At 70.1% G+C, this 24,118-nt stretch carries 23 protein-coding genes and 4 pseudogenes; 15 read left to right on the top strand and 12 right to left on the bottom strand.

The window, feature by feature from the left end; translation table 11 throughout:
* The first annotated feature begins 50 nt into the window (after window positions 1-50).
* Complete coding sequence (locus ACO0M4_RS29485) at window positions 51-665, top strand: DUF6624 domain-containing protein (protein WP_430374128.1); 615 nt, start codon at window positions 51-53, stop codon at window positions 663-665.
* 373 nt (window positions 666-1,038) lie between these two features.
* Here ACO0M4_RS29485 and ACO0M4_RS29480 read toward each other — a convergent pair whose 3' ends face one another.
* The gene (locus tag ACO0M4_RS29480) at window positions 1,039-1,821 is read right to left on the bottom strand and encodes a DUF899 domain-containing protein (protein ID WP_430374127.1); all 783 of its coding nucleotides are present in this window, start codon (window positions 1,819-1,821) and stop codon (window positions 1,039-1,041) included.
* 394 nt (window positions 1,822-2,215) lie between these two features.
* Here ACO0M4_RS29480 and ACO0M4_RS29475 point away from each other — a divergent pair, with 394 nt between their 5' ends.
* On the top strand, window positions 2,216-2,731 hold the full coding sequence (locus ACO0M4_RS29475) for a 2,4'-dihydroxyacetophenone dioxygenase family protein (protein WP_430374126.1): 516 nt from the start codon (window positions 2,216-2,218) through the stop codon (window positions 2,729-2,731).
* Window positions 2,732-2,995: 264 nt separating this feature from the next.
* Window positions 2,996-3,661 carry a DinB family protein gene (locus ACO0M4_RS29470; protein ID WP_430374125.1) on the top strand — a complete coding sequence of 222 codons (666 nt, stop codon included), beginning with the start codon at window positions 2,996-2,998 and terminating at the stop codon, window positions 3,659-3,661.
* A 255-nt stretch (window positions 3,662-3,916) separates the two neighbouring features.
* Here the strand turns inward: ACO0M4_RS29470 and ACO0M4_RS29465 are convergent, their stop codons facing one another.
* Window positions 3,917-4,291 carry a VOC family protein gene (locus ACO0M4_RS29465; protein ID WP_430374124.1) on the bottom strand — a complete coding sequence of 125 codons (375 nt, stop codon included), beginning with the start codon at window positions 4,289-4,291 and terminating at the stop codon, window positions 3,917-3,919.
* Window positions 4,288-4,437 carry a hypothetical protein gene (locus ACO0M4_RS29460; protein WP_430374123.1) on the bottom strand — a complete coding sequence of 50 codons (150 nt, stop codon included), beginning with the start codon at window positions 4,435-4,437 and terminating at the stop codon, window positions 4,288-4,290. The genes ACO0M4_RS29465 and ACO0M4_RS29460 overlap by 4 nt, the downstream gene beginning before the upstream one ends.
* Window positions 4,438-4,587: 150 nt before the next feature.
* On the opposite strand from ACO0M4_RS29460, the pseudogene ACO0M4_RS29455 reads away from it, so the two are divergent.
* A pseudogene (locus ACO0M4_RS29455) lies at window positions 4,588-4,790 on the top strand (winged helix-turn-helix transcriptional regulator).
* Window positions 4,791-5,001: 211 nt separating this feature from the next.
* Here ACO0M4_RS29455 and ACO0M4_RS29450 read toward each other — a convergent pair.
* Together ACO0M4_RS29450 and ACO0M4_RS29445 are read right to left on the bottom strand one after the other, a co-directional pair.
* The gene (locus tag ACO0M4_RS29450; RefSeq protein ID WP_430374122.1) at window positions 5,002-5,358 is read right to left on the bottom strand and encodes a hypothetical protein; all 357 of its coding nucleotides are present in this window, start codon (window positions 5,356-5,358) and stop codon (window positions 5,002-5,004) included.
* Between the two features lie 148 nt (window positions 5,359-5,506).
* Window positions 5,507-6,571, bottom strand: a complete 1,065-nt coding sequence (locus ACO0M4_RS29445; RefSeq protein WP_430374121.1) for an aldo/keto reductase — start codon at window positions 6,569-6,571, stop codon at window positions 5,507-5,509.
* A 117-nt stretch (window positions 6,572-6,688) separates the two neighbouring features.
* Between ACO0M4_RS29445 and ACO0M4_RS29440 the strand changes: the two genes are divergently transcribed.
* Window positions 6,689-7,522: a helix-turn-helix transcriptional regulator gene (locus ACO0M4_RS29440; protein ID WP_430374120.1), complete on the top strand. Its 834-nt coding sequence runs from the start codon at window positions 6,689-6,691 to the stop codon at window positions 7,520-7,522.
* Here the strand turns inward: ACO0M4_RS29440 and ACO0M4_RS29435 are convergent.
* A pseudogene (locus tag ACO0M4_RS29435) lies at window positions 7,428-7,931 on the bottom strand (maleylpyruvate isomerase N-terminal domain-containing protein); the annotation flags it as partial. The gene ACO0M4_RS29440 and the pseudogene ACO0M4_RS29435 overlap by 95 nt on opposite strands.
* A 41-nt stretch (window positions 7,932-7,972) precedes the next feature.
* Window positions 7,973-9,247 (bottom strand): FAD-dependent monooxygenase, encoded by a 1,275-nt coding sequence (locus tag ACO0M4_RS29430; protein ID WP_430374119.1) that lies wholly within the window; start codon window positions 9,245-9,247, stop codon window positions 7,973-7,975.
* A 179-nt stretch (window positions 9,248-9,426) separates the two neighbouring features.
* On the opposite strand from ACO0M4_RS29430, the gene ACO0M4_RS29425 reads away from it, so the two are divergent.
* The gene (locus ACO0M4_RS29425; protein ID WP_430374118.1) at window positions 9,427-10,380 is read left to right on the top strand and encodes a TetR/AcrR family transcriptional regulator C-terminal domain-containing protein; all 954 of its coding nucleotides are present in this window, start codon (window positions 9,427-9,429) and stop codon (window positions 10,378-10,380) included.
* 275 nt (window positions 10,381-10,655) lie between these two features.
* Here the strand turns inward: ACO0M4_RS29425 and ACO0M4_RS29420 are convergent, their stop codons facing one another.
* Complete coding sequence (locus tag ACO0M4_RS29420) at window positions 10,656-11,009, bottom strand: hypothetical protein (protein ID WP_430374117.1); 354 nt, start codon at window positions 11,007-11,009, stop codon at window positions 10,656-10,658.
* A 387-nt stretch (window positions 11,010-11,396) separates the two neighbouring features.
* Here ACO0M4_RS29420 and ACO0M4_RS29415 point away from each other — a divergent pair.
* From ACO0M4_RS29415 to ACO0M4_RS29405, 3 genes and pseudogenes are all read left to right on the top strand, one after another.
* A pseudogene (locus ACO0M4_RS29415) lies at window positions 11,397-11,582 on the top strand (GNAT family N-acetyltransferase); the annotation flags it as partial.
* A gap of 73 nt (window positions 11,583-11,655) precedes the next feature.
* Entirely contained in the window at window positions 11,656-11,907 is a 252-nt protein-coding gene (locus tag ACO0M4_RS29410; RefSeq protein ID WP_430375377.1) for a hypothetical protein, read from the top strand.
* A gap of 67 nt (window positions 11,908-11,974) precedes the next feature.
* A complete protein-coding gene (locus ACO0M4_RS29405) occupies window positions 11,975-12,922 on the top strand; it encodes an ornithine cyclodeaminase family protein (RefSeq protein WP_430374116.1) in 948 nt (315 codons plus the stop codon).
* Between the two features lie 64 nt (window positions 12,923-12,986).
* Here the strand turns inward: ACO0M4_RS29405 and ACO0M4_RS29400 are convergent, their stop codons facing one another.
* Window positions 12,987-13,862: a LysR family transcriptional regulator gene (locus ACO0M4_RS29400; protein WP_430374115.1), complete on the bottom strand. Its 876-nt coding sequence runs from the start codon at window positions 13,860-13,862 to the stop codon at window positions 12,987-12,989.
* Between the two features lie 59 nt (window positions 13,863-13,921).
* Here ACO0M4_RS29400 and ACO0M4_RS29395 point away from each other — a divergent pair, with 59 nt between their 5' ends.
* A complete protein-coding gene (locus ACO0M4_RS29395; protein ID WP_430374114.1) occupies window positions 13,922-14,881 on the top strand; it encodes a dihydrodipicolinate synthase family protein in 960 nt (319 codons plus the stop codon).
* 248 nt (window positions 14,882-15,129) lie between these two features.
* Here ACO0M4_RS29395 and ACO0M4_RS29390 read toward each other — a convergent pair whose 3' ends face one another.
* Complete coding sequence (locus tag ACO0M4_RS29390; protein WP_430374113.1) at window positions 15,130-16,866, bottom strand: protein kinase domain-containing protein; 1,737 nt, start codon at window positions 16,864-16,866, stop codon at window positions 15,130-15,132.
* Window positions 16,856-17,188, bottom strand: a complete 333-nt coding sequence (locus ACO0M4_RS29385) for a 1-deoxy-D-xylulose-5-phosphate synthase N-terminal domain-containing protein (protein WP_430375312.1) — start codon at window positions 17,186-17,188, stop codon at window positions 16,856-16,858. Before ACO0M4_RS29385 ends, ACO0M4_RS29390 begins: the two co-directional genes overlap by 11 nt.
* 362 nt (window positions 17,189-17,550) lie before the next feature.
* Here ACO0M4_RS29385 and ACO0M4_RS29380 point away from each other — a divergent pair, with 362 nt between their 5' ends.
* The gene (locus ACO0M4_RS29380; RefSeq protein WP_430374112.1) at window positions 17,551-18,594 is read left to right on the top strand and encodes a PP2C family protein-serine/threonine phosphatase; all 1,044 of its coding nucleotides are present in this window, start codon (window positions 17,551-17,553) and stop codon (window positions 18,592-18,594) included.
* 257 nt (window positions 18,595-18,851) lie between these two features.
* Window positions 18,852-19,775 (top strand): annotated as a pseudogene (locus tag ACO0M4_RS29375) (acyl-CoA thioester hydrolase/BAAT C-terminal domain-containing protein); the annotation flags it as partial.
* 142 nt (window positions 19,776-19,917) lie between these two features.
* Here the strand turns inward: ACO0M4_RS29375 and ACO0M4_RS29370 are convergent.
* Window positions 19,918-20,790: a helix-turn-helix transcriptional regulator gene (locus ACO0M4_RS29370; RefSeq protein ID WP_430374111.1), complete on the bottom strand. Its 873-nt coding sequence runs from the start codon at window positions 20,788-20,790 to the stop codon at window positions 19,918-19,920.
* A gap of 131 nt (window positions 20,791-20,921) precedes the next feature.
* Between ACO0M4_RS29370 and ACO0M4_RS29365 the strand changes: the two genes are divergently transcribed.
* From ACO0M4_RS29365 to ACO0M4_RS29355, 3 genes are all read left to right on the top strand, one after another.
* Window positions 20,922-21,950 carry an aldo/keto reductase gene (locus tag ACO0M4_RS29365; RefSeq protein ID WP_430374110.1) on the top strand — a complete coding sequence of 343 codons (1,029 nt, stop codon included), beginning with the start codon at window positions 20,922-20,924 and terminating at the stop codon, window positions 21,948-21,950.
* A 280-nt stretch (window positions 21,951-22,230) separates the two neighbouring features.
* Window positions 22,231-22,545 carry a hypothetical protein gene (locus tag ACO0M4_RS29360; RefSeq protein ID WP_430374109.1) on the top strand — a complete coding sequence of 105 codons (315 nt, stop codon included), beginning with the start codon at window positions 22,231-22,233 and terminating at the stop codon, window positions 22,543-22,545.
* A gap of 423 nt (window positions 22,546-22,968) precedes the next feature.
* Window positions 22,969-23,784, top strand: coding sequence for an SDR family NAD(P)-dependent oxidoreductase (locus ACO0M4_RS29355; RefSeq protein WP_430374108.1), 816 nt, complete (start codon window positions 22,969-22,971; stop codon window positions 23,782-23,784).
* Window positions 23,785-24,118 lie beyond the last annotated feature (334 nt).

The following is a 24,118-nucleotide window of genomic DNA, read 5'->3' as shown; positions in this document are numbered from 1 at the left end:
CGCCGGAAAGGCTAGGGAGCATCGGTCAACGTTCCTTTAACGGTCGCTCAATGCGAGCATCCACGCATGCGATGCATGAGGCCGAGGAGCCTTTGGCAGAGGGCTTCGACGCGATCGGTGTCGTCGCAGTCCGCCACTTCCTGAAGGAATCGGAGACCCACACCATGTTCCGTGCCGACCTGGCCAACGAACTCCACCGTCGCGCCGATACCGACCAACGGGCCCGCCACCGGTGCATCCAGACCGGGGAGCATGAAAACCTCGCACGAATCGACGCCGAGAACACCGCCTGGATCAAAACCGTCCTTGCCGAGCACGGCTGGCCCGGCACCACCCTGGTGGGCGAACAGGGCGCCGACGAGGCATGGCTCCTCGTCCAACACGCCGATCACGACCCCGACTTCCAGCACCAGGCCCTGCAACAGCTCAAAGCCGCAGTCGAAGCTGGCGACGCCCACCCCCGGCACCTGGCCTATCTCACCGACCGCGTCCTGGCCAGCGCCGGGAAGCCTCAGCTCTACGGCACGCAGTACACCGAAGAGGACAACCGCCTGCGGCCCCAGCCCGTCCACGACCCCGAGCACCTGGACGAAAGCCGCGCCGCAATGGGCTTGGAAACCGCCGCCGCGTACGACCACCGTATGCAAAAGCGGTACGGAAGCTAAATGCCGGCGGCTGGCTTCCCCAAGCGGGCGGGACGGTGCAGCCGTGTCGACTGCGGGCGTTTCTCGACCATCCACTGCTGGTGAGTAGAGACGACTTTCTGGCTGGATTGTGCCGTGTCGAATGACGGCCAGGAGCTGTCTGCCATTCCTGCGCCACCGATAGGTCTCCCTTTCGGCCTCCCTTTAGGTCTTCCTTTAGGCATTCCTTCTGGGCCTCTGGCTTGCTGAAACTCTCGTGGAGGTAGTGGCAGGCAGTGAGATTGAGGCGTGGCCGGGAAGTGACATCGTGCAGGACTGACCCGTGACCCTGCCTATAGGGCCTATGGCCTATAGGCGTGCCCAAGAGCCGCCCAACCGGCCCACGCAAGGCGCGTCAGCAGTGTTGGCCGTGCCGGCCGAGGGTCTCCACGGGGATCGCGCCGGGGCGGGTCCACTGCGGCACGGGGCGGCTGGTCGGGCCCCAGGTGGCGTTCCCGTCCGCGTCCGAGCGCCAGTACCAGCACGGGCTGCGCCCCTCGGGCCAGCCCTCGGGGTTGTCCTCCCACGCCTCGCCGCGGCCGTAGGGCGTCATGTCGAGCAGGCCGAAGGACCCGTTGACCGGCTCGTTGCCACGGCCCGTCGTGGAGTAGGTGAGGAACACGCGGTCGCCGTCACGTAGGAAGCAGGTGAGGTACCCCATGGGGCCGCCGACCGGGGCGTCCACGTCGCGCACCGAGTACCAGGGCTGGGTGTAGCCCATGAACTCGACGTAGGCGGCCACTTCGTCCCAACGGCCCGTGGTCAGGATGGCGAACGAGACGCCGCGGGCGTTGAGGTAGACCGCGTCCTTCAGGTGCCAGGCCGTGGTGGTGCAGCCCTCGCACTGCCCCTGGTGCGGCGCGCCGTCGTGCCACATGTGTTTGTAGACCACGAGCTCATCGCGGCCCCGGAACAGGTCCAGGAACGGGACCGGGCCGTCGTCCCCGACGACCTCGACGGTCCCGTCGAGCTCCACCATCGGCAGCCGGCGGCGGGCCGCGGCGAGGGCGTCGCCCTGACGGGTGTGGGCCTTCTCGCGGACCAGAAGCTCGTCACGGGCGGTCTGCCAGGTGGCCAGGTCGACCACGGGCGGGCGGCCGGGCAGCGCGGTGGTCGGGTCGTTTGGTGGGGTCGTCATGGTGTCCTCCGCGGTGTCTCGTGCCGGGCAGCGTCGTACGGCGTCTTGCGACGGTCACGACGGTCACCACTAGAGACTCGCGACCCGGCCGGAACTCATCGCAAACCCCCTCCTGACACGGGCCGACGTGAGCGCGTAAGGCGCGTGCGGTCACTCGTTTTGAGGGCGGTCGGGTGCGTCACCGGGGCATCAAGGCGATCGTGGCCCAGGCAAGGGGGCCTCGCCGTGCGCGGCGCGCCGGTTCGGATCAAAGCCAGGCTGCGGACCAGCCAACGGAAGAACAGTCATCGGCTGCGCCCAACCGTCTTGGAAGTCACTGTTGCGCCGGGTCGGGGGAGTCGAACATGGGTACGTGTGCGAGTCCGCCCCAGCATCGGCAGGAAGGACATCAGCCATGACGATCAGCCCGGACCCGGGTGCGGACAGCCTGGCCGCGATCGAGGCGAGGATCGACCAGCGCCGGGACCAGTACGCGCTGCCCGAAGGCCATATCGCAGCGGCGGCCTCACCATGGCTCCCCTTCGCCCCACAGGTGATGATCAAGCATCTGACGTTCGACGTCCGCAGCAGCTCCGCCGCGAACGTCCTGCGGGTGCAGGCCGGCGGATCGCTGGGCCGCCACCGCCACCGCGGCCCGGTCTCGGGCTATGTGCTCGACGGCAGCTGGCGCTACCTGGAGTACGACTGGGTCGGCCGGCCGGGTGACTTCATCCGGGAAAGCCCGGGCCGCACCCACACCCTGGTCTCCGACGAGGGCATGAAGACCGTCTTCTGGCTGAACGGGCCGGTGGAGTTCCTCGACGAGCAGGACAGGGTGACCGAGGTGATTGACGTCTTCTGGTTCATCGACCACTACGAACGCGGCTGCCAGGAACAGGGCATCCCGATCAACCGGGCGCTCTACCTTTGATCTTGGCCAGTGCTCCGGCGTCGACGCCGGGGGTGCAGGCCGCATCAGAACTGCTCTGACCCGCACGTGAGCACAGGTCGGCACGTTCACCTCAGCCCCTGGGACGCTGCTGATTCTGTACGGGTTCCGCCAGTACCCGAACGTCCTCAGCGCGCCGCGCCGGCAAGGGCGTTCGGGTGCGCCCGGGAGGTCTTCAACGACGTGCTTCGCGCTCGTGTGCGCTTGGCCAACTGGGCCTGGGATGGCCACCAGTAGCCTGCGTGGATGACACATTCCGCACACACGCACACGCACACGCAGACCTTGGTGAGCGGCGAGCATGTCCGCACGGCCGTCGCGCACTGCGTCGCCACCCTTTCCGATGCCCCCTCCGCCCAATGGCACGCAGCCGCCGGCCCACTGGAGTGGACATGCTGGGAGACCCTGGAACATCTCGCGGACGACCTGCTCACCTACGCGCTGCGCTTCGGGCTCGCGCACCCGAGCGGCGTCCCACGCGTACCTCTGCGCACCTCCACCGATCGCCCCCAGGGGCCGGCCAACGTCATCTTCGGCGACGAGACGGCGGGTCCGCAGGGCCTGCTGACCGTCGTGGAGGCGTGCGGCGGACTGCTCGCGACCGTCGTGGACAGCACCGCTTCCACCGTGCTCGCCCCGCACGTCTTCGGTGCCTCCGACCCGGAAGGGTTCGCGGCCATGGGCGTCGTCGAAACCCTCGTTCACACCCACGACATCGCTCAAGGACTCCAGCGCGACGGGTCCCCACCAGAGGACTTGAGCAACCGCGCCCTCACCCGGCTCTTTCCCGACGTAACCCTCACCGACAGCGCCTCGTCCACGCTCCTGTGGGCTACCGGACGCCTCGAAACACCCGCTCGCCCTCGCCGGAAGGACTGGCGCTGGTACGGAGCGCCGCGCGGACAACACTGACCCGCCCCTCAGCGGGGAACTCCCGCCCGCACCCGCTGCACGGTGGCGGCTGACAGTCGAAGCGCAGTCGATGGGCAGTCGACGTCCGGTTGCCGGGCGCCGCGTGGTTGCCGGCGGGCCCATCGGACTGCGCCCGACTGATCGAATGCGGGTCGAAGTCCCGCTCGGTGGCAGGTCCTGACGTCGCCACAGTGGCTGCGGCGTACCTGGCGGACGTTGGCGTACTTGGCGTACTTGGTGGGCCTGGTGGACTTTTTAGTGGAGACAGAGGCAGAACGGATGGCCGGCCGGGTCCGCGTAGACCCGCCAGTTGGCCCCCGGGCGGAGCTGGTCCGTCCGCTCCAACACGGCCGCTCCGAGGGCGAGCGCCCGCTTCTCCTCCCCGTCGAGGTCGTCCACGTCGAAGTCCAGGTGGAGCTGCTGCGGGCGCTGCCGTCCGGGCCATTCGGGCGGTCGGTAGCCTTCCACCCGCTGGCAGGCCAGCGGCGTCCCCTCGAACCCGTGCACCTCGACCCAGTCGGGATCCTCCGGGTCCGCGACCACCCGACCGCCGAGCAGATCCGCGTAGAACTCCGCGAGCCGTACCGGATCGGCGCAGTCCAGCGCGACCGCCTGTAGCTTCCGAATCACTCCCGACACCCCTTGCTCTTCAGCCACTTCCACGACACCCCCGTACGGGAGGGACATACCCGCCGCCGCACCCGACATGCGCGGCGGCCCGCCAGGCAGTCGCCCTCGGCCGGCACGTTGTGGTGGAAGACATCGACGGTTGCCACGGTGCTCACCCTCCTGGGGCATGCTCTCTTATGGTTACTCAGGAACCGTAGGAGAGTGCCCGTCGACCTGGAAGAACGCACTTTTCGGCGACTGAGGAACCTGATGGGGACCAAGCAACTGCTCAAGGCCCTGCCCGACGGGCGGACTCGTTGGCGCGGGAGATCTTCTCCGACGTCGCCAACAAGTGGGCACTTCTGATCACCGAAGCCCTCGGTGAACGCACCCTGCGCTTCACCGAGTTGCGCAGCGAGGCCGAGGGCATCAGCCACAAGATGCTCACGACGCCATATGCGACTGGACCCACCAGTACCTCGGTCACATCGAGTACGCGCGCCATCGCTCCGACGCCTGACGCAGGCGCCGGATCTGCCAGGCCGGCCTCTGCTCGCCGGCGGCGCGGGCATCCATTCTGACCCCGCTGATTGCGGGCCGTGGTGAAGGCGGCGGCAGCGTGTAGAGCTCCTCCGTGGCAGCGCCCAGATCTACCAAGCCCTCCTCGGGCCACGTACACCTCACGCCATCTTTCCCCGTTCCTCATCTGTGAGTGGGGACCGGGATCCAGGTCACGGACGCAGCCCTTGTTGGGCCATGGCGAGAGTTACCTCGACGTCGTCGCTCCAGGAGCAGACCTCCAGCCACGACAGGTAGCCGGCTTGGGCGAAGATCAGCACCTCGCCGGGACACTCGCCGGTTTCGGTGTAGAGCGGCGCCTCGGCGACCACCTTCGTACCCGGCCCGGACGGCGCTGGTTGAACCGCAGCGATGTCGAGGGCGAAGTAGGCAGTGCCGCACCCGCAGGTACAGCGCTTGTACACCCGCAGATGAGGCACCTGATCGCGAAGCGCGGCGTGAACCGGGTCGTCGCCACCAAGCAGGGCGCCGAGCACCTCGGCCACGTCGGCGGGAAGGGCATCTGTCACGCCCGCACCGTAACTGGCCTGCGACTTATTTCGGAATCAGTTTTCGACGAGGAGTACCGCCCGGTCGCCCGGTCGGACACCAGCACAGCACAACCGCCCTCCGAGAGCTGGCGGTTGCGCTGCGCTGCCCGCGCCGCTCGATCGGGTATCAGCGGCGGGTTTCGACCTTCAGGTCGCCACGGGTCAACGCGCGGCTGGTGTCGCGGGCGAGCATGTCGTGCGGGAAGCCGAGTCCGATCGCGCTGGCCTGGTCGAGGCGGGCCAGTTGGGCGGCGGTGAAGTCCACCTCCAGGGCGCCCAGATTGCCCTCCAGCTGCGCGAGCGTGCGCGCGCCGATGATCGGGGCCGTCACGCCCGGGTTCTGCAGGGTCCAGGCCAGCCCGACCTGGGCGGGCGTACGGCCCAGCTCCGTGGCGATTTCCTTCACGACGTCCACGATGGCGAGGTTGCGTTCGGTGAGCGTGCCGTTGGCGAGGGTGACGCTCTTGCGGGTGCCGTCGTCGAATGCGGCGTTCGGCGCGGTCAGGTCGTCGCGGCTGTACTTGCCGGTGAGCACCCCGCCGGCCAGCGGCGACCACGGGATCACCCCCAACCCCATCTCGCGTGCCATGGGGATCAGATCACGTTCCCCGGTACGCTCGATCAGGTTGTATTCGATCTGCAGCGCGACCAGCGGCGACCAGCCGCGAAGGTCGGCGATCGCCTGCATGCGCGACACCTGCCAGGCCGGGGCGTTGGACATCGCCACGTACAAGACCTTGCCCTGCCGGACCAGATCGTCCATGCCGCGCAGGATCTCCTCGACCGGCGTCGTGAAATCCCACATGTGCAGGTAGAGCAGATCGATGTAGTCCGTCTTCAGCTGTCGCAGACTGGCTTCCACCGACGCGAACAGGGTCTTGCGGTGATTGCCCCCGGAATTGGGATCGCCGGGCCGGCGCAGCGTCGAGTACTTCGTTGCCAGCACCAGGCTGTCGCGGCTGTCGCGGGTGAATTCGCCCAGCAGACGCTCGGAGCTGCCATTGGTGTAGGTACTGGCGGTGTCGATGAAGTTGCCGCCGCGCTCGACGTAGAGGTCGAACAGCTTGCGCGCCTCGTCCTGCTCGGCGCCCCAGCCCCAATCGGTGCCGAAGGTCGCCGCGCCCAGCGCCAGCGGTGAGACCCGCAGCCCGGAGCGGCCCAGCAGCCGGTAGGTGTCGAGGGTGAGCGACATCGTGTCCTCCTGTGCTTGTGATCCGTTGCCGAGAACAACTCTGTGACCGCCGCGAGCCGGGGATAAGGGAAAGAGGTTCCTGGGAACAGCAGTCCTACCCTGGCTGTTGGATCGAACATGACGACCCGCACCGTGGATGCGACACAGGAGCTGGCCGCGTTCCTGCGGACCCGACGCGAACGCCTGGACCCGCACGACTTCGCCCTGCCGGCACGTCAGCAGGCCCGACGGACCCCGGGATTGCGCCGCGAAGAGGTCGCCGAACTGGCCGGGGTCAGCATCGACTACATCGTGCGGCTGGAACAGGGCCGCGGGCTGCGACCCTCGGCGAACGTGGTGGAGGCGCTGTCCCGGGCGCTGCGCCTGGCCCCGGACGAACGCGCCTACCTCTTCAACCTGGCCCAACAGCGCCCCCGCAACGCCGACAAGCCCGCCACCACGGCAGCGCCGCCGCTGGCCCGGCTGGTCGCCGACCTGTCGCCACTGCCGGCCATGCTGATGAACCACCGCTACGACATCCTGGCCTGGAACGCCGAAATGACCAGACTGCTAATGGATTTCGACACCCTGCCCCCGTCGCAGCGCAACGCGATGTGGCTGTGCCTGATGCATCCGCAGATACGAGAGTTCTACGTCGACCGCGAACGCGTCGTGCGGGAGGGGATCGCCCACCTGCGCGCTGCCTGGGCCGCGCATCCGGAGGATCAGACGCTGACCGACCTCATCGCCGAATTCACCACGCGGGACGAGGAGTTCGCGCGACTGTGGGCCGAACGAGACATCAAGGTCAACGGCCGCGGGCGCAAGGTGATGCGACATCCTGAGATCGGTGTGATCGCAGTGCACTTCGAAGTGCTTATGCCACTTCAAGATCCGGACCAGCGGTTGGTGATCTACCGCGCCGCGGACGAGGAGAGCCAGTCGGCATGGGACCGGTTGTGCGCACGGTGATGCCGAACCGCCCATGAGGGCACTGAGTCGAACCGCCCATGCGGCCACTGACGGCGTTCCGACGTTGCGGCGGTCCGGCGTTCCGGCGTGTTTTCAGAATCCATGCGCAGCAAGTGGACAAGAACTCCTCGACACCGTCGAGTGCCGCCTCCTCCGACAGCGGCTGCGGGGCACCCAGGGCGATCTGGGCGTCGTAGGTGTGCACCGCGACCTCCTGGAGCTGGTGCCGGGCGACGGCACCGGAGGTCTGCGGCGACTCCGACGCACCCCACCACGTCCAGCAAGGGCGATCCGGGCCAGCCTCGCGCAGTGCGCTCAGCAACTGCTGCGTCGACTCGACCGACCAGGCCAGCAGGGCCTCGCGCTCCCGGAGCGCGGCCGGGGCGCCCTCCGACGCGGTCTGGGCCGGGGGAGTGTCGGGGCCGTTCGATCAGTCCGCTACCCCGACGCTCATCCGATGGGCCGCATCGAGGTCGCTGGCATGCGCTCGCCCCTGGGCCGTGACTGGGGCCGATCCCGTATGTCCGCGGCGAGACCGTACTCCGGCAGGGCGATGTCCCCGGCCTTGGCGAACTGCGCGGCGAGCAGGTTCCGCATCGGCCAGCGGGTCATCGACCGCATCGAAAGGTCGCGCAGCCGGATGCCGAGCCGACCCGATGGTGCGTACCCGGAGGCTCCGCCGGGCGGCAGTTGCTGTGCCTGGTTCACGTACGGGCGCATCACCGTGTCGTAGCGGCGGAAGGCGACACCGTGATCGCCCTTGGCAGCGGCGAGTTCACCGGCCAGGACGTAGGCGCCGACCAGGGCAAGGCTGGTCCCGAGGCCGGTCAGCGGGGTCGCGCAGTATCCGGCGTCGCCGAGCAGCGCCACGCGGCCGCGCGACCAACTGTCGAGGCGGACCTGCCCCATGGAGTCGAAGAAGAAGTCCGAGGCGGTGTGCATCGCCCGCAGCAGGCGTGGGGTCTGCCAGCCGACGTCGGCGAAGCGCCGGGCTATGAACTCCTGTTGGGCGGCGACGTCGCGGCGGTCGTAGGCGAGCGGTGGCGAGCGGAAGCTGAAGCCGGCCTTGATCTCGCGGGGGAGGCGGCCGGGCCGGGCGGAGACGACCAGGCCGCCGGGCGCGTTGTGCATCAGGTACCAGCCGTCGAGGTCCAGGTCGTCGAAGGCGGTGAACCAGGCCGTGTAGAGGTCGATCGGGTGGACGAAGTCCCGCTCCGGGCCGAAGGCCAGCGCGCGCACCACGGAGTGCGGCCCGTCCGCACCGACGACGAGCGCGAACCGGCGCGGCGCGGCTTTCTCGAAGGTGACGGTGACCGCGTCCGCGTCCTGAACGATCTCGGTGATGGTGTCGTCGAAGAGGTACTCCGTGTCCGGCGAAGTAGCCTCGTACAGCAGAGCGGCGAGGTCCCCGCGGAGGATCTCGATCTCGGAGACGATCCCCTCGCCGCCGAAGCTGTCGGCGGGCAGTCGGGCGGTGGTCCGGCCGGTGGTGTCGACCAGGGCGAGGCCACGCTGGTCCACGCTCTCCGCCCTGGCCCGGCCCATCAGGCCCATCCGTTCGATCACGGTGCGGCCGGCACCACGCAGATCCACGGTCTGTCCGCCCGGCCGGGGTGCCGGCGCGCGCTCCACGATCGTGACCGCGAAGCCTCCCTTGCGTAGCCAGTACGCCAGCGCGGGCCCCGCGATACCAGCGCCGCAGATGAGTATCTCGTTGTTCGTCATGCCGAGAACGTACGACGTACGCAAGGTAGTGCGCAAGCGTGAAATCGCCTTTCAGAACGTGATGTTAAGAAGCAATGCACTAGTGCGGAGAGGTGGGGGAGGTGCTCGTACGCGAGGATCGCCCGGCGTCGGCGGTTAGGATGACGCCCATCCAGGTGCACTAGCGCGGAGGAGTATCAGTGGGCGGACAGGCGGTACCGCGCTACAGCCAGATCGTCGCCGAATTGCGGCAGCGGATCGAGACGGGCGAACTGGCGCCGGGTGATCGTGTGCCCTCAACCCGCGAGATCACCCGGCAGTGGGGCGTCGCCATGGCGACCGCGACCAAGGTGCTCACCGAACTGCGCCGCGAGGGCATGGTCCGCGCCGTCCCAGGCGTCGGGACGGTCGTGGCGGCACCGAACCGCCCGGTGCGGCCCGCCCGACCAACTGCTGCCGCCGCACGCCCGAGCGGGCCCGCCGATGCGTCCTCGGTCCAGGCGGCGCTCACGCTCGCACGGATCGTCGGTGCCGCCGTCGCGGTCGCCGACGCAGAAGGGCTGGCCGCGGTCTCGATGCGCCGGGTGGCCGCCGAGCTCGGGGTGGCGACCATGTCGCTGTACCGGCATGTGGCCGACAAGGACGACCTGCTGACGCGGATGATGGATACGGTCATGGGGGAGCACCCGCTGCCCGCCGACCCGCCCACGGGCTGGCGCGAGGCGGTCGAGCTGGCGGCCCGGCAGCTCTGGGACCTGTTCCGCAGTCACCCGTGGCTCGCACCGGCCCTGTCGATGACCCGCCCACAGATGATCACCTCGGCACTTCCGTACAGCGAATGGATGCTTGCCACCCTGCACGCGCACGGACTCGACCTGCAGTCCGCCTTCACCGCACATCTCACGCTGCTCAATTACTCCCGTGGTATCGCCGTCAACCTGGAGGCCGAGGCCCACAGCGGCCTCGACAGCGAGAAGTGGATGGACACCCAGGAGCCCGCGCTCCTGACGGTTCTGGACACCGGCCGGTTCCCCGCGCTCTCCCGCCTCGCCACGGCCGGTTACGACTTCGACCTCGACGCCCTCTTCGAGTTCGGTCTCCAACGCCTCCTCGACGGCCTCGCCGCACTCCTCAACGAGAGTTCCGCCGGCTGAACGCAGAGCCCGAGAGGCGCCCCAGCCACAGACACCCCGCCCAGTCACAGACACCACGCCCCAGCCACAGACAGACACCAAAAGAAGCGGCTTCCACATCGGCACCGCAGGCGAAGGGGACCGGGACGCTCACGCGAAGGTGCCCCGGGACGGTCAGGTGCGAATCGAACGGGCTCACCGGGAGGATCGTTCGCCACCGTGCGGACAGCCCCCAACAGCAGTAGGGGCCCGACCCAAAGGCCGGCCCCCCACGCGCTCACCTCAGGCCGGGCTGATCAGCCCTCTTCCCACGAGACGCTGCCCACGCCGGTGGAGGCGATCCCACACCTCCTGCCCGACGAGCCGGACTGGCCAGGGCTGAGCGTCACCCAGTCCCCGTAAACGTCCGGCGCCATCCCGCACACCACCACGACCCGGAAGCCCACGACCTGCGCGGTGTCGTTACGGCACTGAGCCCACCCCTCACGCCCGTCCGGGGTGGAGGTGCTGCAGGACAGAACGTTCTGTGCGCCGACGCCCTTGGTGGTCACCTTCTGCGGCGCGGCCTGGTCCGCGTGCGCGGTGGTGGCGCCCACCATCGGCACGGCGGCTACGGCTAGCGATGCGGCGATTGCGCTGACATGCTTCAACTTTCCCCCTAGAACTTCCAGTTGGCCCGCTACCGGACCAAGTGCCAGGAGACCAGAACACCTCCTGGCGGGGCCAGTGAGCACAGGGAATGGGTGCGGTCCAGTTACACCTCCTGCACACCCGAAGGGCCAGGTTCCGGCCTGCCAGGCCACTTCAGCAGCAGAATCACGGACTGAGGGTTGGAGCCCAAACTGCGCGCCAGAGTGGCCAACTGACGCGCCAAGTCACCACGATGTGACCGGTCGACACAGCTGTCACCGCTTGGACAGCCGACCTGGGCTTCAACGGCGCAACGGTCGCACTCCTTGTCACCAGATGGTCGACCTTGTTCTCACCTGCTTCGAGTTATCACCCCAGTTGCCGTGATGCGCGTGACGTTTCCGCAGGTGCCACAGGCATGGGGACGCGGATACGCCGCCGAGGCGTGCGCGGCGGCGCTTAGCTGGTTCGCCGACGCGCTTCCCGGCGAGCCGGTGGTGCTCTGCACCCAGACCGCCAACGACCGCTCGATGCGCCTCGCGGCGAAGCTGGGGTTCACCGAGGTGCAACGGTTCGAGGCGTGGGGCGCCGAACCCGAGCATCGGCTACGCCGACAGTCCCCACCGGCGCGACGTCAAGGTCAGCCCCGGAGGGCGGGTCGCGGTCATGTGGCACGACGCGGTCCCGGATCCGGGCGAGGAGACGCGGCTGACCGCCACCTCCCCGGCGTTCACGCAGGTACTCCGCCTCCACCGCGATGACAGCAAGTCCGCCGACGGCGATGACCCGCGCTACGTGAACACGGCCACCATCCGTACCGGTCTCAAGCCGGGCCGCTACCCCGTGACGATCGTTTCCCACCACCACCGCGTGATGAAGGTCGGCTACGTGACGGTGACGGCGCGGCAGGTGCACTGACCGACGGGGCAACCCCCTTGCGGTGGAAGGGGACACGAGGCCACGGAATCCGTGACAGCCTCGCGTCATGACCCGGATCCTGACCCGCACCGACCTCCTGGAACTGCTCAACCCCCGCGACTGCATCCAGGCACTCCGGGACGGTTTCGCGACCGCCCCGCGCAGCACGGTGCCGGGCCAGCGGCTACGCACCGACCTCCCTTTCCCCGGCACCGCCACGGCCTTGCTGCCCGGGCTGCTGCCGGGCATCGACGCCTACTCGGTCAAGGTCAACGCGAAGTTTCCCGGCGCCGCCCCGGCGCTGCGGGGCGTGATCTGCCTTCACAGCGGGACAGACGGCGCCTTGCTGGCGCTGATCGACTCAGCCACTGTCACCGCCTGGCGCACCGGCCTCGCCGCGGCCCTGGCCACCGACCTGATCGCCGGGCCGGGCAGCGGCGGTGCTCACACGGTCGGCGTGATCGGCGCCGGAGCCCAGGCCGAACTGACCATCCAGGGCCTGCGCACGCTGCGTTCGTGGAACCGCCTGGTGGTCCAGGACACCGACGGGCAGCGCGCGGCCGACTTCGCCAAACGGTACGGCGGTACCGTGGCGTCCACGCCCAGGCAGGTGGCCGCCGAGGCGGATGTCGTGGTACTGGCCACCTGGTCGCGCCAACCCCTGCTCCAATTACGTGATCTGAGGTCGGGTCACCATCTGACCACACTCGGCGCCGACGAACCCGGCAAGCAGGAACTCGCCGCCGAGGTCCTCAGCCGCGCCCGGCTGATCGTCGACGACGTCGCCCTCGTCGCCACGCACGGCGCTCTCGCCAACGCCGGCCTGCCCGCCACCACGGCCGCGGCCTGCCTCGGCGAGGTGATCCGCGGCGACGCTCCCGCCCGCGACCACAGTCAGCAGATCACCGTCTACGCCCCGGTCGGCCTGCCCTGGCAAGACCTGGCCCTGAGTTGGCTGGCCTACCAGCAGGCCGAGACCACCGGATCGGGAACGACCCTCGACCTCCTGTCCTGACCCGTCACCCGCCAGCCTGAGCAAGTCCCCTGGCGGGGAGGCCACTTAAGCAGGCTCGGCCCGCTCACAGGAGCTCTGGTGGGAGGGTCATGCGCAAGGCGGCGGTGACGGTGGCGACGGCCGGGTGGTTGGCCGCGCCCGCGCGGTGGACGGTGCGAGTGCGGCGCGACATCGCCAGTCGCGTGAGGCTGAGGCCCGGTGGCGGGGCGGTGGTACCGAGGTGGGGAATGAGGGCGACGCCCTGGCCGAGGGCGACCAGGGCCAGGACGGTCGCGAAGTCGTCGACCTCGTGGCGTACGCGAGGGGTGAAGCCGGCTGCCTGGCAGGCTCGCATCGTCATGGTGCGGCAGAGCCTGCCGGGCGGGGCCGTGATCCACGGGCTGGTGGCGTGGTCGGTCAACGAGCTCGGTGTGCGGGCGGCCAGGTACATCGGTTCGGTGAACAACTCCCCTCCACTCATCCCAGGCTGAGGCTCGGCGGGGACGAAGTCGTATTCGTGCACCAACGCCAGGTCGAGTTCTTCGGCCCGTAGCGCGGCCGCTACACCGGCCGGATCGACATCGATCACTCTCGGCTCCAGCGCGGGGTGTTCGCGGGCGAGCGCGGCCAGGGCGGCCGGGATGATCGCACGGGTCGCGGACGGGTAGCTTCCGATCCGTACGGGTCCGGCCAACCCGGTGCGGACCGCTGCCAGTTCGGCGTCCGCCCGTTCCAGACGCTCAAGCACGTCCTCCGTGTGCCGGACCAGGTTCTGCCCAGCCGGGGTCAGCGCAACCCGGCGCCCTGTGCGCTTCAGCAAGGACACCCCGGCCTCGCGTTCCAACACGGACAGCTGCTGGGAGACCGCGGACGGGCTGAAGGACAGCGCCTCGGCAACGGCGGCGATGGTGCCCCGGTGCGCGAGTTCCCGGAGCAGACGCAGACGGCGAACATCAAGCATCGGCTCAGCTTACGAGCACCATCGAGAATGCGAACTGGACCTGTGCAGTACCGGTCACCATGCTCAAGGACATGGAACTGCACGGCATTTACGTACCCGTGGTGACCCCGTTCGCCCAGGACGGGACGGTCGCGCTGGACGCGTTGGAACTACTGGCCCACTCGGTTCTGGCCGAGGGCGCTGCCGGGCTCGTCGCACTGGGCACGACGGGGGAGCCGGCCGCACTCTCACCGAACGAGAAGCGACAGGTGGTGGAGGTCTGCGCCCGGGCATGCCGGGAACACGGGGCGACGCTGATCGTAGGCGCCGGGGGCAGCGACACCAGGCAGAGCGCGGCGGCACTGGATGAGCTGGCAGGGGTCGCCAATGCTGCGCTGGTCCCCGTACCGCCGTTCGTCCGGCCCTCGGCGGACGGGGTGCTCGCGCACTTCACGCACCTGACCGAGCGGAGTCCGGTACCGTTGGTGATCTACCACATCCCGCACCGGACCGGCCAGGCACTCGGAGCGGGCACCCTGCGCCGACTGTGCCGGATGCCCGGGGTGGCCGGGGCCAAGCTCGCGACAGGCTCGGTGGTGGACCAGGACACCGTCGAGCTGCTGGGCGACCTGCCGCCTGGCGTCGCCGTACTGGCCGGGGAAGACACCTTCCTCGTCCCGCTGCTCGCCCTCGGCGCGACAGGCGGCATCCTCGCCTCGGCCCACCTGGCCACCGCGCGTTTCGTCGAACTGCTCGACCACTGGGACAAGGGGAACCTGGCACACGCCCGCCCCCTCGGCCACCGGCTGGCGGAACTGGCCCAGGCGGTCTTCTCCGAGCCCAATCCCACGGTGGTCAAGGCCGTACTGGCAGCCGAAGGACGGATCCCGACACCGGCGGTCCGGCTCCCGTTGCTACCCGCGAGCGAGGCCGCAGTGGCACAGGCACTGACCTGCCTCAACGCGCTCGCCACCGGAAACCGGCACCGGCGAGACGAAGAACACCCGCACGCAAGGCGAGCCGGAAACCTGCCGACGTGACCCGATTCGAGGTGGCCGCGGTGCGCTTCCGGGCGGCGTCTTGAACGCATACACAGAAGGGGGATCCATGCAGCACCGCAGCACATCAAGTTCGCAAACGCCCTTCGACGCCTGGCGCCACGTCATCAACTCACAACGGAACCAGTGGACTTACCGGCACATCAAGGCACAGGCATCGCCAGCCGGCACGGCCCGCAGCTCCCGGGCCGGCCCCGGGGCCGCGGCCCCACGAACGCCTTCCGGATGCGCTAACAGCGCACCGGCCAGCCGCTCTGGCGGATGACGTTGTCGGCGGACATCCAGCCCGCGTTGTTCGTCCCGCCGATGCGGACGTAAAGCCACTTGTGACCGTAGGAGTTCTCGACGGAGCAGTGGAACCACAGCTTCGTGCCGGACTTGATCGCGGCCACGGAGGAACAGACCTCGTAGGGCCCCGTCAGGATGTGGTGATCGCCGGACAGATAGCCGTACGTTCCCGGCTCCGGGTCGTGGTGGCTCCAGCCGCTGCAAGTCGGCGGCGCCGAAGTGGGCTTGGTTGAAGGAGGAGCGGACGTCCTCGGCGTAGCACCGGGCTTGGCCGACGGAGAGACGGAAGAGGAAGAGGGAGAGGGAGAGGGCGAACCGGACGGATCTCCGGATCCCGTGGCCGACGAGGGGCCGGGGGAGTTCACGCCGTCGACCGTTCCGCCGCCGCTCGGCTGAGCGCCGCCTGCCGGGGAGCTGACTCCGGGCGCCGCCTGCGGCCCGCCACCGCCCGCCTCGCCGTGCTGCCCGGCCAAGGCGTACGTGACACCGCCTCCCGCGAGCACGACGAAGGCGGCCGCGCCCACGATGAGGGTACGACGTGGGCGCCGACCGCGGCCGGCGGCGGAGCCGGCACCGGGAGCGTGACTCGCGGTCGGCACGCCGTGCTGCGCAAGGGGCGGCAGGCCGGACGGTGGGTAGCCGGCGTACGGGGGCTGGGAGGTGGGTTGGTGCAACGGCGGCGCGGCACCGAATCCGGGCGGCGGCGCCGGGACGGCGGCCGGGGGAGGTGTCGGGGCAACGGCCTGTGCCGGCGTGGGGGCGGAGGCCACGGGGGCCGGCGGCGCGAGGTTCATCGTGTCGCCCGCGGCCGCCCGCCGCAGCATCTCCCGCGCCTGCTCGGCCGTGGGCCGGCTCCCCGGCTCCTTGGCCATCAGCGCCCGCAACACCGGCGTCAGCGGCCCCGCGCGCCGGGGCTCCGGCAGGGGCTCGGTGACGATCGCCGACAACGTGGACCACACGGACGTGCGGCGGAAAGGCGACGTGCCTTCCACCGCCGCGTACAGCGTCATGCCGAGCGACCAGATGTCCGACGCGGGGCCGGGCGCCATGCCCCGCGCGCGCTCCGGCGGCAGGTAGTCCAGGGAGCCGACGAGCTGACCGCTCTGGGTCAGCTTGGCCATGGCCTCGTCGCCGGAGGCATCCATGGTGGCGATGCCGAAATCGGTGAGCACGACCCGCCCACCGTGCTCCAGCAGCACGTTCCCCGGTTTGACGTCCCGGTGCAGTACGCCCACCCGGTGCGCGGCGTCGAGCGCGTCCATCAACTTGGCGCCGATCGCCGCCACCTCGTGCGGCTCCAGCGTGCCGCGCGCCGTCAGCACGTCGTCGAGCGAAGGCCCGTCGACGAGTTCCATGACGATGACCGGCAGGCCCTGCTCCTCGGTCACGTCGTGCACAGTGACAACGCCGCTGTGCCGGATACGGGCGGCGGCCTGTGCCTCCCGCTGCATCCGGGTCCGCAGATCGAGCAGTTCGGGCCCGGAGGCGTCGGTAAAGGCCCGCAGTACCTTGACGGCGACCTCACGGTTGAGCAGTTCGTCCACGGCCCGGGCGACCACGCCCATGCCGCCCCGCCCGATCGTCGCGGTCACCCGGTAACGGCCCCCCAGGGCCTTGCCTATCAGCTCTTCGCCGCTCGCCCCGGCCGTCACCGCACGCTCCGTTCCTTCACCGCTCATCGCTGTTCAACGTTCGCACCTGGCGCCCCAGGGTAAGTGGATGCCGAACCGGAGACGACCGCGGCCAACCCAGGAGACGATCTCCAGCTTCCGCGCCCGCAGTCCGAGGGAGGCCAGGATGCGGCAGCCCGCTGGCGCCGGTCAGCAGCTTGCGAACGTACCTCTGCTGGCCGACGGCGAAGACGATCGCGCCCTGCGGGCAGTCGAGCACCCGGTGCGGGGCTGAGGCCAGCTCCACCACGCGCAGGTGCGGGCCCAGACGGCCCCGGCCGCACCTACCTTCTCCACCAGAAAGCCCCGCTCGCCCCGGCCACGGCGGCATCCGGCCCGACGGCAGAGCCCGCAGCACCTACGGGTCCGCCACCTCGGCCATCCCCTCAGGCACCTGACTGGGCCCGGCGCGCACCGCTCCCGGTTCCGGACCGGGCGGACCCGCGCGCCGGCCGTCGCGCAACACGGTCCCAGGCGCTGACGCGGCGGCGGGCGAGCGTGAGGGCGGCCCGGGGAGGGCTGCCGGGGGTACGCGCAACGGTGCGACACCACCAAAGCCAGTGGTCCGGCCCGGGGCAATTGGCCGACTCCGATCGACCAGAGCGCTACACCCCCCTTTGTATAGATATTCTGTGATGTGTGATCGAGTCTGGGCGGCCACGGCTCCGCCGCCGCCATGGCCGGGGACAGCTTGTGCGCCTGTCGCCGGTGATCCTGACCGTCGTCATCGCCAGCCTGGCATACGCCACTCCTCCGGAAATGGCCTTCAGCCGCCTCCTGCCCGCAGCGCCGGCCCTCGCCGCCGCCATGTGGCCGGTCCTCCCCACCGTCCTGCTCGGGACGGCCTGCCTCCTTTTGATGATCGGCCTCAGCATCGTCTTCCCCGGCCTGGGCACGTGGTGGACGGCTTCGGGAATCATCGCGGTCACCGTGGCGGCCGCCTACGGAAGCCATGTCCGGCTCCAGCGAGAGCGGACCCTCTTTCAGGTACGGCTCGTCGCCGACGCCGCGCAGCAGGTGGTACTGAGCCCGATGCCCCGCCGCTTCGGGAGCATCGAGGTCGAGTCGCTGTACCTCGCAGCCGCGGCGGAGGCCCGTATCGGCGGGGACTTCTACGAGGCGGTCGACACGCGATACGGGGTCAGGCTGCTCATCGGTGACGTACGAGGCAAGGGCCTGCCGGCAGTGGGGGCGGCCGCGGCGATCGTCAACGCCTTCCGGGAAGCGGCCTACAGCGAGGCCGACATGGTCAGCGTCGCGCGCCGACTGGACGCCAGCAGCACCCGCTACAACGCCGCCTTTCCCCCCGAGGGACCGATGGAGCGCTTCGCCACCGCCCTCCTCGTCGAGATCCCGCACGGAGACAGACACATCGAAGTCCTCAACTGCGGACACCCCCCACCACTGCTCCTGAACCGCGGGAAACTCCGCGCCCTCGAACCCACCAACCCCTCGCCGCTGCTCAACCTCGCGGAGCTGATCGGCGATCACTACCACATCGACGCCTTCGACTTCGCCCCCGGCGACCTGCTGCTGCTCTACACCGACGGGGTCACCGAGGCCCGCGCCCGCGACGGCGGGTTCTTCCCCCTGGCGGCCTGGATGAGCCAACAACCCCCGACCCCACCCCACGAACTGCTCACGGCCCTTCACCGCGACCTCCTCCACTACAGCAGAGGCCGCCTGAACGACGACATCGCCGCCCTCGCAGTGCGCCTGCGCGACACGGAGCCCTAGCCCAGAGATAGGCCACCTTCTTCAGCCGCCACGCTCGGAGGCGGTTGAAGATATCGGGCGGGCCGGGGCAACAGGCATGAGGCGAGGACCGAGCGGGAGAAGTGGCCACGACAGCCCGCAGCCTGCCGTGCCCGGACCACGGCCCGCCCGGCACGAATGCCCGGCCGCGCCCACACCGCCGGAGCACACCAGCCCCCCGAGCAACGACTTGGTGGGCACGCCCGCACCGTTCGGCCACAGCCGAGCACCCGTACACGATGCCTGCACGCCGTGCGGGCCCACAGGACGGGCCCGTCGGGGGCGCCCATAACCTCTCTTCACGTGAATTCCCTGCCGAGAGAGGAGCCCCCGTGATCGTCGTCGAACACGAGCTGACGACCCCCTGGGAGGCGGTCTTGATGGAGCCGACCGTGGGCAACGGCACGGGTGTCGTCGTACTGGCTGGGTCGAGCGGCCGGGTGGACCGCCAACGGGCGAGGCTTCTTGCCGAGCAGGGTCTCCTCGCTCTGGCCATACGCTGGTTCGGCGGACCGGGGCAGCCGGCGGGGATCTGCGAGGTGCCCCTGGAGACGTTCGTCGCGGCCGTCGACCTGCTGAAGTCTCGTGGGGCGGAGCGCGTCGGCATCCTCGGCGTATCCAAGGGCGCCGAGGCCGCGCTGCTCACAGCGGTCCACGAGCCGCGCGTCAACGCGGTGGTGGCCCTCTCTCCGACGTCGCTGGTCTGGTGCAACGTGGGGCCGGGACTCGACGGGCGGGAGCGGCCGTACCGGTCCTCCTGGACATGGCAGGGGCAGCCGCTGCCCTTCATCCCGATGGACGGCGACTCCTGGCAGCCCGTGGAGCAAGGCGACGGTCCGGTGGCGATCCGCGGCTGGTACGAACTCAGCGAGCGGACCTTCGCCCGGCATCTGGACGCCGCCGCGATCCCGGTGGAGAAGACGTCCGCCGACGTGCTGCTCGTCGCCGGTGGCGACGACGCGATGTGGCCTTCCCTGCGGTATGCCGAGCAACTGGCCGCGCGACGCCGAGCAGCCAACGCCCCGGTCCACGTGGTGGCCCACGACGATGCCGGACACCGGCCGCGCTTCCCCGGTGAAAGCCCCGCCGCGCCCTCGAAGACCTTTCTGTACGGCGGGACAGCCCAAGGCGACGCCCTGCTCGGCGAAGCGGCCTGGGCACCCCTCCTCGGCCTGCTCCAGCGGGGGCAGACCAAGGCCAGCACCCCTTGCGCCACGGCCTCCGCCGCATCCCATACCGCAGCGACACCATCGACGAATGCCTGCCCGCCACCGGACTCACCCTGACGACATCACACCCACAAACTCAGTAACCAACAGTGTCTGCGTGGGGTTCGACCCTGCCCGACAGCGCAAGCAGTGCCGCTTGGGACGGCGAGTCCGGCTCGGCCGCGTACAGCAGCAGCGTCAGCTCATCGTCCGGCGGCGGCAGTCGCATCGCCTGGAAGTGCAGCTCCAGCGTCCCGTACTGCGGATGCCGGATGCGCTTGACTCCGTGTCCCTTCCCCTCGACCTCCTGTGACGCCCACAACCGGGCGAACTCCCCGCTGTGCTCCCGCAGTTCGCCGACCACATCGCACAGCCGCTCGCTGTCCGGGATGCGGCCGGCCTGGGCGCGCAGCACCGCGACGACCTCGCGGCGGAGCTGCGCAACCTCCGGGTGCCTGGCCTCCACGTCCGGGTGAAGGAACATCAGCCTGGCGATGTTGCGCTCCTCCGGCGACCGCTGCGCGAAGCCGCACAGCAGTTGCTCGCCCAGCCGGTTGCACGCCAACACATCCATGGCACGGCCGTAGACCAGGGCCGCGACGCCGTCCATCGCGTCGAGCACCGCCCGCAGGCCGGGCCGCACGACCTGCGGTACTTCCCGGACCGGCCGCCGCGCGGCCCCGCCACGCGCCGCCCGGTGCACCACGTTCCGCAGGTACTCGTGCTCGGGCGCGGTCAACTGCAGCCCGCGGGCGAGGGCGTCCAGCACCTCCGGTGAGACGTTCCCGCCACGGCCCTGCTCGATGCGCGTGTAGTACTCCACACTGATCCCCGCCAGCCGGGCAGCCTCCTCGCGGCGCAGCCCACGCACCCTGCGCCGTGCCCCGCCGGGCGGCAGGCCGACGCCGGCCGGGTCGAGGGCCGCCCGGCGGGCCTTCAGGAACGCGTTGATCTCCGGCTCGGCATGCATCGGACCATTCTCCGGCATGTCGGCTCCAGCCTGGCCCTGCGGGTACCAGGACCCGCCGGGTCTGGCTGGTGCGGGGTCCGGCGGGCAGGGTGGATTCCGACACCAGATACACGAAGGGCATGGGAGCAGGCATGAACCGCAGGATCCTCGGCGGCACCGGCATATCCGTCAGTGAGTACACCCTCGGCGCGATGATGCTCGGCGCGTGGGGCACCAAGGATCACGACGAGGCCGTCCGCATCGTGCACACAGCCCTCGACGCCGGCATCAACACCATCGACACCGCCGACATGTACTCCGACGGCGAGTCCGAAGTGATCGTCGGGAAGGCCCTGAAGGGCCGCCGGGACGACGTCGTCCTCGCCACCAAGTTCCACAACCCGATGGGCCCGGACGCCAACCACCGCGGCAACTCCCGGCGTTGGATCGTCCGTGCGGTCGAGGACAGCCTGCGCCGCCTTGGAACCGACTGGATTGACCTCTACCAGGTGCACCGCCCCGACCCGAACACCGACATCGACGAGACCCTGTCGGCGCTGTCCGACCTGGTGCGCTCCGGCAAGGTCCGGGCGATCGGCTCGTCGACCTTCCCCACCGGGGAGATCGTCGAGGCCCAGTGGGTCGCCGAGAAGCGCGGTCATGTCCGCTTCCGCAGCGAGCAGCCGCCGTACTCGATCCTGGCCCGCGCCATCGAACGGGACGTGCTGCCCGCCGTGCAGAAGTACGCAATGGGTGCGCTCACCTGGAGCCCTCTCGCGGGCGGCTGGCTGTCGGGCAAGTACGGAGGTCCCGACGGCGCAGTACCGAGCCAGGCCACCCGCTCACGTTTCCTGCCGCAACTGTTCGACACGAGCCTGCCCGGCAACGCCGCCAAGCTCACCGCGGTCACCGAGCTGAGGAAGGTGGCCGCCGACGCGGGCCTGACCCTGCCCGCACTCGCCACCGGATTCGTCCTCTCGCACCCCGCGATCACCTCCGTGATCATCGGCCCCCGCACCCACGACCAACTCACCTCACTGCTGGACACCGCGGGAACGGTGCTGAGCGGCGACATCCTGGACCGCATCGACGAGATCGTGCCGCCAGGCACCGACCTCAACCACGACGTCACCCACTACGACCCGCCCGCACTCAAGGACAAGGCGCTGCGCCGCCGCTGACCTGGACCGCGGAGCGCCCACAAACCGGACGCTGTCGGCTCATCCGGCCCGTTGCTCCACCCCGTCGATTCTGTGATCGGCGGGGTGGAGTGGCGTACAGGCGCTGGCTAGGAAGAAGCTGCTGTACCACTGGTCGAGCCAGGACTTCGGTAAGCGGGTTGGAGCCGCGCTGGCCGCACGGCAGGCCGACGCCACTCTCGGTGTCGGCCTGACCTGTTTCCCCGTGCCGAGTCACTGTTCCGTTCCTGGCTGGGGTCGGCGGCGCCGGCACCGCCCGCAGATGACCGACGCGTGGCTGGCGGTCCACGCCGAGACCGTCGCGGCCGCGGGCCAACCGGCGCCGGACGCGGGCTGCGCCTGGCCGGCTGCGAAACGGGCATGGTCCGTGGCGCCCGCCGTCGCGCCGCCCGCGCTGGTGCGCGCCGGGTTCGCCCCCACAGGCCGCCGCCGTGCCGAAGGAGGCGGCCCGCGTGGCGCTCGGCACACTGCCGCCCCCGGCGCCGACGAGGTCCTGCCCGAGACGGCCGAGCGCGCCGACGGCAGCCGGGAGCCGCTGGCGTCCTGGCTGAGGGTGCGGGACCGGTCGCCCGTTTGACCCACGCGCTGCGCACCGACCGGCGATCAGGGCCAGCAGGGACGTGGCCAGGTGCTCCAAGTAGGCACGCAGGCATAGGACTTCGGCAGCGGCGAGGATGGTGAGGCGGTCACTGGCTGGACTCCCTCTTGGGCAAGCGGGCCGGTTGCCGGGTGAGGCAACCGCGGTTCAAAAAGCGCAGGACCGCGGTTCAGGAGCAGGACCATCTCGATGCGGCGTGCTTGTGCCGCAAGCCTGAGCCGTCACACCGTTCCAACGATCAATTGCCGCTGTTCGCCGCGGCCGTTCGCTGCGGTCGTTCCTGACCCCGCACTCGGTCGCGGTGCCGATGGCAGCGGCCCCCGGTCGGCCCGGCGGTGCCGGTGCTTCGTATGCTCGCGGTGCGGGGAACCGGAAGCTGACCACCTTCGGAGGCGAACGACCATGTCGGAACAGCGTGTTGTCCTGGTGACGGGCGGGGGAACGGGAATCGGGGCAGCCACCGCCCGGCTGCTGCGCACGGCCGGGCACCACGTCGTGATCTCCGGGCGGCGGCCCGAGCCACTGCGCCGAGTGGCCGAGGAGACCGGAGCGCTGGCCCACCCTTCCGACGCCGCCGACCCCGAGGCCGTGCGCGAGCTCGTCGAGACGACGGTGACGGCCTACGGGAGACTCGACGGTGTGGTGCTCAACGCCGGAATCGGGCGGGGCGGCGCGGTCGGCGACACCACGGTCGAGGACTGGGAAGAGCTGATACGGACCAACCTCACCGGCCCGTTCCTGCTGCTGCGTGCCGCGCTGCCGCATCTGCTGGCGGCCCGCGGCGCGGTGGTCGCGGTCGCCTCGGTCGCCGCGCTCCGCAACAGCGCCGGCAACGCCGCCTATGCGACGTCCAAGGCGGCATTGCTCCACCTCTGCCGCTCCCTCGCCGTCGACTACGGGCCGCAGGGGCTGCGGGCCAACGCGGTGTGCCCGGGCTGGGTGCGTACGGAGATGGCCGACCAGCGGATGGCGCGGTTCGCGGCGGAGGCGGGGCTGGCCGGCGGTGCCGAGGCGGCATACGAGGAGGCGAACCGGCTGACTCCCGCCAGGCGGCCGGGCGATCCGCAGGAGGTCGCCGAGGCGATCGACTGGCTGCTGTCGCCCGCCGCGTCCTACGTCAACGGGGCCGCCCTCACCGTCGACGGCGGGGTGACCCAGGTCGGCGTCGGCGGAGCCGCCTTCGACTACCGGATCGAGGCGCGCACCCCGCACCTGTAACCGACTACCTGGCTCTGCTCACGTCGAAGAGCAGCGTTTCGAGAGCAGTTCGGGAGGCAGCGCCCGCGCCGGATGTGCTACTCGTCATCGCCATGCTCGACGATGACGAACTGCGCATCGCTGACGCCCGCTTCGGGCGCATCACGCTTACCCGCACTCTCACCGAACCGCGCACTGGGACAGACCCTGCTCCGGTGACGAAGCGGAAGACCACCGCCCTCGCTCCCATCTGCCCCCAGAGACACGAACAGCCACGGGCCGCGGCCGTCGACATCTGATCCCTGAACGGCCGCACCAACGCCGGCGGTCGGCCGCGGACGGAGCCCCCTCCGGC

This window comes from Streptomyces sp. RGM 3693, from assembly GCF_050471125.1.
Taxonomy (GTDB): domain Bacteria; phylum Actinomycetota; class Actinomycetes; order Streptomycetales; family Streptomycetaceae; genus Streptomyces.
The sequence above is the reverse complement of the archived record's forward strand: the minus strand, read 5'-3'. Positions and strand labels throughout refer to the sequence as shown.

Coding starts and splice junctions, on each gene's coding strand:
- ACO0M4_RS29485 (WP_430374128.1), top strand. CDS start 51: ATGCGAGCATCCACGCATGCGATGCATGAGGCCGAGGAGCCTTTGGCA.
- ACO0M4_RS29480 (WP_430374127.1), bottom strand. CDS start 1,821: ATGACGACCCCACCAAACGACCCGACCACCGCGCTGCCCGGCCGCCCG.
- ACO0M4_RS29475 (WP_430374126.1), top strand. CDS start 2,216: ATGACGATCAGCCCGGACCCGGGTGCGGACAGCCTGGCCGCGATCGAG.
- ACO0M4_RS29470 (WP_430374125.1), top strand. CDS start 2,996: ATGACACATTCCGCACACACGCACACGCACACGCAGACCTTGGTGAGC.
- ACO0M4_RS29445 (WP_430374121.1), bottom strand. CDS start 6,571: ATGTCGCTCACCCTCGACACCTACCGGCTGCTGGGCCGCTCCGGGCTG.
- ACO0M4_RS29440 (WP_430374120.1), top strand. CDS start 6,689: ATGACGACCCGCACCGTGGATGCGACACAGGAGCTGGCCGCGTTCCTG.
- ACO0M4_RS29430 (WP_430374119.1), bottom strand. CDS start 9,247: ATGACGAACAACGAGATACTCATCTGCGGCGCTGGTATCGCGGGGCCC.
- ACO0M4_RS29410 (WP_430375377.1), top strand. CDS start 11,656: ATGTGGCACGACGCGGTCCCGGATCCGGGCGAGGAGACGCGGCTGACC.
- ACO0M4_RS29405 (WP_430374116.1), top strand. CDS start 11,975: ATGACCCGGATCCTGACCCGCACCGACCTCCTGGAACTGCTCAACCCC.
- ACO0M4_RS29400 (WP_430374115.1), bottom strand. CDS start 13,862: ATGCTTGATGTTCGCCGTCTGCGTCTGCTCCGGGAACTCGCGCACCGG.
- ACO0M4_RS29395 (WP_430374114.1), top strand. CDS start 13,922: ATGCTCAAGGACATGGAACTGCACGGCATTTACGTACCCGTGGTGACC.
- ACO0M4_RS29390 (WP_430374113.1), bottom strand. CDS start 16,866: ATGAGCGGTGAAGGAACGGAGCGTGCGGTGACGGCCGGGGCGAGCGGC.
- ACO0M4_RS29385 (WP_430375312.1), bottom strand. CDS start 17,188: ATGCCGCCGTGGCCGGGGCGAGCGGGGCTTTCTGGTGGAGAAGGTAGG.
- ACO0M4_RS29370 (WP_430374111.1), bottom strand. CDS start 20,790: ATGCATGCCGAGCCGGAGATCAACGCGTTCCTGAAGGCCCGCCGGGCG.
- ACO0M4_RS29365 (WP_430374110.1), top strand. CDS start 20,922: ATGAACCGCAGGATCCTCGGCGGCACCGGCATATCCGTCAGTGAGTAC.
- ACO0M4_RS29360 (WP_430374109.1), top strand. CDS start 22,231: ATGACCGACGCGTGGCTGGCGGTCCACGCCGAGACCGTCGCGGCCGCG.
- ACO0M4_RS29355 (WP_430374108.1), top strand. CDS start 22,969: ATGTCGGAACAGCGTGTTGTCCTGGTGACGGGCGGGGGAACGGGAATC.